General features: G+C 54.7%; 9 protein-coding genes. 7 read left to right on the top strand and 2 right to left on the bottom strand.

All coding sequences use genetic code 11. The features are described 5' to 3' along the window. Window positions 1–209 precede the first annotated feature (209 nt). The 4 genes from ACOSYY_RS16760 (at window position 210) to mrtJ (ending at window position 4,148) form a co-directional block, all read left to right on the top strand. Complete coding sequence (locus ACOSYY_RS16760; protein ID WP_421663917.1) at window positions 210–728, top strand: HugZ family pyridoxamine 5'-phosphate oxidase; 519 nt, start codon at window positions 210–212, stop codon at window positions 726–728. A 252-nt stretch (window positions 729–980) separates the two neighbouring features. Next, window positions 981–1,232, top strand: a complete 252-nt coding sequence (locus ACOSYY_RS16755) for a S8 family serine peptidase (protein ID WP_421663915.1) — start codon at window positions 981–983, stop codon at window positions 1,230–1,232. Continuing rightward, window positions 1,195–3,552 (top strand): S8 family serine peptidase, encoded by a 2,358-nt coding sequence (locus ACOSYY_RS16750; protein ID WP_421663914.1) that lies wholly within the window; start codon window positions 1,195–1,197, stop codon window positions 3,550–3,552. The genes ACOSYY_RS16755 and ACOSYY_RS16750 overlap by 38 nt, the downstream gene beginning before the upstream one ends. A gap of 197 nt (window positions 3,553–3,749) precedes the next feature. Continuing rightward, window positions 3,750–4,148 (top strand): JDVT-CTERM system glutamic-type intramembrane protease MrtJ, encoded by a 399-nt coding sequence (mrtJ, locus tag ACOSYY_RS16745; RefSeq protein ID WP_421663918.1) that lies wholly within the window; start codon window positions 3,750–3,752, stop codon window positions 4,146–4,148. Window positions 4,149–4,368: 220 nt separating this feature from the next. Here the strand turns inward: mrtJ and ACOSYY_RS16740 are convergent, their stop codons facing one another. Further along, window positions 4,369–5,364 carry a Kelch repeat-containing protein gene (locus ACOSYY_RS16740; protein WP_421663913.1) on the bottom strand — a complete coding sequence of 332 codons (996 nt, stop codon included), beginning with the start codon at window positions 5,362–5,364 and terminating at the stop codon, window positions 4,369–4,371. A 356-nt stretch (window positions 5,365–5,720) separates the two neighbouring features. On the opposite strand from ACOSYY_RS16740, the gene ACOSYY_RS16735 reads away from it, so the two are divergent. Next, window positions 5,721–5,933, top strand: a complete 213-nt coding sequence (locus ACOSYY_RS16735) for a type II toxin-antitoxin system VapB family antitoxin (RefSeq protein ID WP_421663911.1) — start codon at window positions 5,721–5,723, stop codon at window positions 5,931–5,933. After that, the gene (gene vapC, locus ACOSYY_RS16730; RefSeq protein WP_421663910.1) at window positions 5,881–6,324 is read left to right on the top strand and encodes a type II toxin-antitoxin system VapC family toxin; all 444 of its coding nucleotides are present in this window, start codon (window positions 5,881–5,883) and stop codon (window positions 6,322–6,324) included. The genes ACOSYY_RS16735 and vapC overlap by 53 nt, the downstream gene beginning before the upstream one ends. Before the next feature lie 154 nt (window positions 6,325–6,478). Here the strand turns inward: vapC and ACOSYY_RS16725 are convergent, their stop codons facing one another. Beyond that, the gene (locus ACOSYY_RS16725) at window positions 6,479–6,694 is read right to left on the bottom strand and encodes a hypothetical protein (RefSeq protein WP_421663909.1); all 216 of its coding nucleotides are present in this window, start codon (window positions 6,692–6,694) and stop codon (window positions 6,479–6,481) included. Between the two features lie 281 nt (window positions 6,695–6,975). On the opposite strand from ACOSYY_RS16725, the gene lnt reads away from it, so the two are divergent. Next, on the top strand, window positions 6,976–8,417 hold a 1,442-nt coding region (gene lnt, locus ACOSYY_RS16720; RefSeq protein WP_421663908.1), incomplete at its 3' end, for an apolipoprotein N-acyltransferase.

Genomic DNA, 8,417 nt, shown 5'->3' with positions numbered 1-8,417 from the left:
CCTCACGCTCGATCCCCTGTTGAACCATATTCCCTCGGGGCGTTAACTCCTCCCACCTAAGTACGATAGGCTTCAGCTATGAATCAGTCAAGAAAACTAATGTGTCGGGCTTCATTTTGTTGACAAAACCCTGGGGACATTCCTCTTGACGTTTGGAATCGTACCATGCAGGGTACTCCCTTGCTGCAACCTTCGGAAGACATGCGTCAATGGCTGAGGCACTCACGAGTCAGGATGTACAACAGGCATGGTCGGCACTGGCGCGGGAGGTCCGTACAGCCGTGCTGCTCACGATGCGAAATGGACGACCATTTGGATCGCACGTGTCCTATGTGTTTGGATCGGACTGGACCAACGCATATGTGCACCTCAGCCGACTGGCGCTCCATACGCGGCATCTGCTGGCTGATCCACAGGTATCGTTGTTTATCGCCGAACCCGACGGACCTGAAAAAAATCCTCTCGCGCTAAGAAGAATAAATCTGATGGGTCAAGCGGCGCCGCTTTCACCCCATGCCCCGTCGTATGGCGAATGCAAGGAGCGATACCTGTCACGGTTTCCTCAAGCCGAGATGATGTTTGGTTTTGGTGATTTTGCTCTTTGGGAATTGCGGCTTGAAGACGCCCACTTCGTGCTTGGCTTCGGTCAAGCCTTCGTCTCCACCGCGGCCACGGCCGCCACGTGGGTACATCAAAAGGTTGAACGGCCCCCTGCGAGCAAAGACTGATCGTTGGAAGAGCAACACTCTCGTGTACATGACCGGCTTAATCTACCGTCAAACAAGTTACTGAGAATCCCGGCAGATATGTAACGAGCTGCCTAATTTCAGAAAGGGAAAGCGATCATTTATTTGCCCTCGTTATTTCATCGGATGACACAACTAGTCACAATCATGATGTGTGTGCCGGCTATCTGGTTCTCTACATCCTGTGATGCAAGGAACCAGAATGCGACGACGGCGCATACCTTCGAACGATCTGTGAAATCCCCGGCATCACGATTCATCCCGCATGAAATGTTGGTCAAGTTTAAGGACGGGATTTCACAAGAGAGGATCGCGTCCATCTTGAAGGATAACCGGATCGGCGTGATCGCCGAACTCCAACGTGGGCGCCTCTATCACGCCAGGGTTTTGGACGATCGGTCGGTTGAAGCCGCGATCACCCAACTGGCTTCATATCAGGAGATTGAGTATGCAGAGCCTGATTATCGGTACGAAACGCAGAAGTAGTGCGATGGGAATCGCGCTCAGTGTGGGCGGGACCATCTTGAGAATCTCAACCGTCGTGGCCGCAGTATCGGGGCTCATACCGGAAGATCGCTTGGTTCATGCGGAGCAAAAACAAGCATCCGGCGGAATGACAGTGCTGTCACGAGACGTGCTTCACCCAGCCCGGTATGTACCGGGAGAGGTGCTCGTCAAGTTCAAGGATGATGCGTCCTCCTCAGGAATCCAGTCCCTGAATGCGGTCGCGGGTGCTAAAGAAATCAGCGTGCTGCCTGTGAACGCCAGGGTGATTCACCAGTACAAGTTGGAAGGTGCCTTGTCGGTAGAGGAAGCGGTATCGAAGTACCGAAGTAATCCTGCCGTCGAGTATGCCGAACCAAACTACCTCTACTGGCTCAGAACCATTCCCAACGATGCGCGCTTCGGCTCGTTATGGGGTCTCCATAACACCGGTCAAGCCGTGAATGGAACAGCAGGAAGGCCGGATGCCGACATTGATGCGCCGGAAGCCTGGGATATCAGCACGGGAAGTCCAAACGTGATTGTCGCGGTCATTGACTCAGGCATGGCTTATGACCATCCGGATCTCGCCCCCAATATCTGGACGAATCCGGGAGAAATCCCCGGGAATGGTGTTGATGACGATGGAAACGGATTGATCGATGATGTGCATGGATGGGATTTCCATATGAACGACAGTAACCCGATGGACCCGGTCGGTCTCAATCCCGGCGGTAATCCGGGACATGGCACTCATGTCGGGGGAATCATCGCTGGAGCCGGGAACAATGGAACTGGGGTAACAGGAGTCATGTGGACCGCGAAGTTGATGGCCCTGAAAGCCGGAGGAGTGGATCGATCCATATCCACCGCCGCCCTTGTCGGCGCGATCCGCTATGCAGTCGCCAATGGCGCACGTGTAATCAACGCCAGCTTTGCCGGACCTGATTGTAGCCTGGCTTTCTATGATACGGTGAGTGCCGCCAATACAGCAGGCGCACTTTTTGTTGCCGCGGCAGGCAACGGTGGAAATGATGGGATCGGCGATGATAACGACAACATACCCAGCTTTCCGGCTAATTTTAGCGCTCCTTCAGTGTGCAACGGGCAACCGAAGGCCGCGCTGGCAAACGTGGTTGCGGTTGCGGCCACGGACGAAAATGATGAATTGGCGAACTTCTCTAATTTCGGCTCCACTTCCGTCCAAGTAGCCGCGCCGGGAGTCAGGATCAACAGCACGAAACCCACGTCGAATGTCACAAATGTGCTCTTCCATAATTTTGACTCCAACCCGACGGGCCTCGGATATGTCTTCGGAGGAAGTCATTCTACGTGGGGATTCACCAACTCCTCATCATTCAGCCAGCCGAACAGTCTGTCCGATAGTCCGGACGGAAACTATCAAAACAACACGGATTCATTCGCGATGGGACCAGTGTTCACTACGGAAGGACAGCGGGGATGCCGGCTTGACAGCCGCGTTCGCCTGCAAACTGAGCAAGATATGGACAGACTTCTTGTAGAAACATCAAAAAACAGCGGAACCAGTTGGCAACCCATTCGTGGAGTCACAGATAGTAGCAACGCTCAATTTGTCCCTTTCACCTGGGGGGACGTCGCGGACGGTGTGGCAGGTTCACGGTTTCGCTTTCGATTCATATCGGATGAGAGTCTGGTTTTCGACGGCGCGTATGTAGACGACGTCCGCGTCGCCTGTGTGGCGGGTCAGCCGTCCGGAACGACGGACTACCAGTTTCTTCAGGGTACCTCGATGGCCGCTCCGCATGTGGCGGGACTCGCCGGCTTGTTGCTCTCGGTTGATCCCAATCTCACCGTATCCCAACTCAGGAACGCAATCCTCAACACAGTGGATCGGAAGGCTTCTTTGAGGGAAAAGGTATCGACCGGTGGGCGCATCAATGCCCGGGCCGCGTTGGCCAGTGTCGTGATGAATTTCACCGTCACCGTCGATAAAACAGGTGCCGGCACCGGCACGGTGACGTCCAATTCTTCCGGAATTGACTGTGGAGCGACATGCAATGGACAGTTTCCTCAAGGCAGCGCTGTAAACCTCACCGCAGCGCCCGATCCTGGGTCCGTCTTCGCAGGGTGGCGTGGAGATTGTAGCGGAACCGGTCCCTGCTCGCTCACTGACAATGCGACGGTGACCGCAACCTTCAACATCGCGCCACCACCGGCAGTTCCCGGCGATAATGTCGGAGGTGGCTGCACTCTCGCCCCTGGAGCAACGGGAGATATATTGTTACCTAGCATGCTCCTTATGTCTTTGGTTGTCTTGTTGTGGAGGGCAAGACGCAGGTGAAACTGGGGTTCGAAACGCAAGAAGTGCGGTCACAGCGGAAGCTGAACCTCGACCGTACGATCGGTGCCAAGGGTGTTTGCCCTGGAGTATTCCCTATACTAAGCCGCTCATCGCAGGCACTGACATTACTGGGTCTTCAATGCCATCGTCCCTTTCATCGAGATTCAGTCTTTCTCTTCTTGTTAGCCTCTGGTCCCATGGCATGGCTTAGCATGATATGGCTTTTTGCATTTCAGCCGCTGCCTCAGCATGCAATATGGTCACCGGCTTTTCTCTCCGTCACCCTATGGCAGCCACTGTTCGAAGAATTGTTCTTCCGTGGCATCGTCCAGGGCCATTTGCAGCAATCCATGGCGAGGCGGAAGACCTGGTTTGGTCTATCCACCTCCAATTTACTGACATCTTTCTTATTCTCAATGGTCCATCTGGCCAACCATTCCATTTCGTGGTCCTTGCTCGTGTTCGTTCCTTCTCTCTGTTTCGGATTCGTACGAGATCGCTTTGGATCTGTGTATCCCTCCATTGCTCTGCATGTCTTCTATAATACCGGTTACTTTCTCCTCATCGGTGGCGCCACTCTCATAAATTCCCACTGACATACTCGTCTTTGTTCGACGCTTGCGGTGCAGATTGAGGAGAGTTCTGTCGGCCTTGGAGCAAGTGGCGTGCTTGTGCACTGTGCTCTAGCACGCCACGGCTGACGTGTTAGTCCCTGGACGAGCCAATACGTAATACCCAAATTCGATCAAATGTCGTGAGGCCAGGTCGATTGGAGTGCGTGGTTCCGCGGGTCGATAAAGATTCGAAAGAATAGAGTCAGTCGGCTTTTCCATTGCTTTTTGGCGGAGTAAAAACTTCGTTCAGATCGCTGAAGGAGCCTCCGGGAGTCGGTCCGCCGCCGATGACGTAAATGTGCTTCTGCCATACTGCTGACCCGAGACCATGACGAGCAGCCGGCATTGGAGCCATACGTTGCCACGTATCACGCGCCGGGTCATAAGCTTCGTTCTCATTGAATGTACCGGCGGCCCCTTCGCCGCCGAATACGTAGATCTTCCCTTCTACCACTGCGGCCGTGATACCGCTCCGCGCAGTCGGAAGATCCGCAACCCGGCTCCATTGATTAGTGACGGGATCATACATTTCCACAATAGGGAGATTCCGAGAATAATCGCCGTCTAAACGTCCGCCGATCGCATAAATCTTTCCGGCAGCCGTTGCAGTGGCAAGGTGATCGCGAGGCGTCGGCAGAGATGCAACGCTCGTCCACTGATTTCGCGCGGGATCATACACCTCGACCTGTGCGTTGTTGGATTTCCGATCATAGCCTCCGATGGCATAGAGCATTCCTTCGTGCTCCGTCACGGACAAGGCACCGCGCGCAGTCGGCATCGATGCGTGCTCAGTCCAGCTATCCGTAGCCGGATCGTACGCATACACCGTTGCTACCGGGTTCCAGACACTTAAACCGGACTTGCTGTATCCCCCGATGATATACAATCGCCCGCCTGCCACCCCGCTGCCGACATGGTGCAAACCGACCGGCAACGGTGCTTTTGAAGTCCAACGGTCGGTCGTGGGATCATAAACTTCAACGGCTGGCGTGATCGCGAAATTCAGTATATTGCCCAAGCCAGGCTTCTCAAACCCTCCGACGACGTAGATCTTCTCATCCACCATTGCCGCAGCCACTTCCGTCCGCTTCATCGGTGTAGGAGCCGCTGTGTGCCAAGTTCCCTGATCTTGGTCAGGCTGCGCCGATTCGCTGGATACGGGTAGTGCGATCAGGAAGGGGCCGACCAGGATCGGCATCGCAGATCTGGCAACGAGTCGGACACACCAAACTGACAATCTCATAAGAGGCAACATGATTGCATTCTATACCTCTTTGAGGTCCGATGGCAGGGTCAATGTGACGCCATAATCACCATGGATCGTAGCAGGGCCGGTCACCAAAGATCAGAACGTTGTTGGCCAAAAGAAATGTGCGACCTCAAGGCTAATCCAGTCGGTTGTGACGGCAGCTTGAACAGGGAATTCAAAATCAGGCCTTAAGGATGTAAATCCGACCATCAGATGGAGGATACACCACTTCATAGAACCGCTAGGTTTGACAGTCTATCGGCCGTGGCGTACTCTTATGTGTAACCGTTACACATGGAGGATGCATGGCGACCAATCTGGCCATTGATGACGCCTTGTTGGAGCGAGCTCGACGCATCGGAAAGCTTCGGACTAAAAAGGAAACGGTCACGCAGGCATTGACTGAATTCATCCAGCGTCGGCGGCAGCGGGACATTCTTAAGGCCCTCGGGACGATAGAGTTTCGTGAGGGATGGAACTACAAGAAAGACCGCCGCGACCGTGAACCTTGTCGTTGATACTTCAGTGTGGTCGCTGGTCTTGCGACGACCTCGGGTCGAGGAGGATCACCCTCACATCCGAGCTTTCCGATGGCACGTTGAATCCGGAGACGGCCTGTTTCTGACCGGTAATATCCTGCAAGAACTTCTCGATGGCCTTCGTTCCGCAAAGCAATTCGATCATCTTCTGACTCTTCTCGATCCATACCCGCTTCTTGAGCTGACTCGTTCGACCTATATAGCAGCTGCCCGACTTCGCGCGACTTGTCGTGCGAAGGGTGTCAACGCCGGGCCTGTCGATTTTCTGATAGCCGCAACCTGTTGCCAGCACGGTTTCCCACTTCTGACGGCCGATCAGGACTTCGCGCATATCGCCAGACATTGCGATCTCATTACCTTTCCGGCTTAGTGCTTGAACCTCATTTAGTGGTTTGTCTCGCCGGTCAGGCTTGACTGCCCGTTATTGAAAGCCGTTCGATTACAACATGTGTTGTGTTGGGCTTAAACTCCCTGTCGATGGCGGAACTCAATCCAGAAAGCACCTTAAATTTCATGTGGGCAAATTACTTGCTCTTTGATCGACAGAGCAGGCCGAAGGAACTGCCCAGGGCGAGGCCGCCGACGAAGGTCAATCCGAGGATCACACCGAGAAACGAGGTCGGGTGCCCTGCTTTGCGGCGAATATATCGACGCGCTTGGCAACCGACGGTCGCTTCCCCTCCCATCCAGTTGCGCGGGTCGTCGGCCTGTACGTCAGACCGAGTATCGATGGATTTCATGCCTCTCTCCCTTCATCAAGTGCGACGCTTCATCGATCCTGCGGCTCCAATTCATCCAACTCCGGCCGCAGTACATCGACAAACCGAACCCAAACGTGCGATCGACCGTCCAGTGTAGCAAGGCCCCTTTACTTGAGCCGGAATTCAATGGGTGCCGACGTCTATCCATAGAATGTAGAATACCTTTTTCACCGGGGAAAAGCACGCGGTCAGTCTCCAAGTCGCTGATTGTTCAAGCGTTCTCTTGCAAGTCGTAGAACCTTTCGATAAGGTACGACACGATGGACCGAGCCCCTTCGCGTCAGATACTCTTTGCCTGCGCGAGCGGACTGCTGTTACCTCTCTGCTTTCCGAAGTTCGATTTGGGACTGCTCGCCTGGATCGTCCTCATTCCCCTCCATCTCGCCCTCGATCAATGTTCCCGACAGCGGGCCTTTTGGATCGGCTGGCTGAGCGGGCTTATCGGATTCACCGGCATCATGGCCTGGGTCGTCACCGCCATGACGACCTATGGGAAGGTTCCCGAACCCGTGAGTTACGCAATTTTGTTGCTGCTGACCGCCTATCTTGGACTTTATGTCGGGCTCTATAGTCTTGCCGTCGTCTGGTTGCGTGAGCTCATCCCGCGCTATGGAATTTTCCTTGCTCCCTGCTTCTGGGTCGCACTCGAGTTGTTCCGCACCCACCTGCTCTCCGGCCTTCCATGGTGCCTCCTCGGCTATTCGCAATATCGCGAACTGGACTTGATTCAGGTGGCGGACCACACGGGTGTGTACGGCATTTCCTTCCTCATCGTCCTGGTGAACGTGGCTTTCGCCGAGTTATTCTTGTGGATCATGCCGTTCTTTCGAGGATTTCACCCCGTCAAGCTACCGTGGGAACTCCTCACGACTGCGGCAGTCTGCATGCTGCTGTCGTGGTTCTACAGTTCGGCGGTCCTGAGCGATAGAGATGTGAAAAACCCAAGAACCTCCATTACCGTCGGTATCGTTCAACCGAATATCGATCAATCCGTGAAGTGGGATGCGTCATTCCGCGACGAGACGATGCGGAGATTCGACCGCCTGACGGCCAAGCTTGGAACCGGTACCGACTTGGTCGTCTGGCCCGAAGCAGCCACGCCGTTTGTTCTCGAGCGGGAGAAAGAGTATCAGCTGCAGCTGATCGCTTGGGCGGAGCGTGCGCAAGCACCGATCCTCCTCGGCAGCCCGGCCTTAAGATTCTATCCTGATCGCCGCCCCTACCTCTTGAATAGCGCCTATCTGCTGGGAAGGGACGGCACTGTCCTCGGCCGTTATGATAAGCACCATCTCGTGCCGTTTGGAGAGTACATCCCCCTCAAATCGTCACTTTTGTTTTTCCTCGACAAACTCGTCGAGGGAATCGGCGATTTCGAGGCAGGACCCGGGTCGACGACTCTTTCGTTCAGCCCTAAATCATGGAGCAAAGAACGCTCGGCTGGTTCCAGATCCGTCAAATTCGGGGTAGCAATTTGCTACGAGGTGATCTTCCCGAATTTGGTCCGTCGGTTCGCCGAGAACGGCGCGGAATTTCTGGTAACGATCACGAATGACGGATGGTTTGGACCGTCCTCGGCCCCCGCCCAGCACTTTGCCATGGTCGTCTTTCGCTCAGTGGAAAATCATTTGGCTTTCGTGCGGGCGGCCAACACGGGGATTTCCGGGTTTATCGATCCGTTCGGACAGATTATCGAAACGACGCC

This window comes from Nitrospira sp. BLG_2 (genome assembly GCF_049222245.1).
The sequence above is the reverse complement of the archived record's forward strand: the minus strand, read 5'-3'. Positions and strand labels throughout refer to the sequence as shown.

Excerpts from the sequence above, each read along its gene's own strand:
- ACOSYY_RS16760 (WP_421663917.1), top strand. The coding sequence starts at position 210 with ATGGCTGAGGCACTCACGAGTCAGGATGTACAACAGGCATGGTCGGCA.
- ACOSYY_RS16750 (WP_421663914.1), top strand. The coding sequence starts at position 1,195 with ATGCAGAGCCTGATTATCGGTACGAAACGCAGAAGTAGTGCGATGGGA.
- mrtJ (WP_421663918.1), top strand. The coding sequence starts at position 3,750 with ATGGCATGGCTTAGCATGATATGGCTTTTTGCATTTCAGCCGCTGCCT.
- ACOSYY_RS16740 (WP_421663913.1), bottom strand. The coding sequence starts at position 5,364 with ATGCCGATCCTGGTCGGCCCCTTCCTGATCGCACTACCCGTATCCAGC.
- ACOSYY_RS16735 (WP_421663911.1), top strand. The coding sequence starts at position 5,721 with ATGGCGACCAATCTGGCCATTGATGACGCCTTGTTGGAGCGAGCTCGA.
- ACOSYY_RS16725 (WP_421663909.1), bottom strand. The coding sequence starts at position 6,694 with ATGAAATCCATCGATACTCGGTCTGACGTACAGGCCGACGACCCGCGC.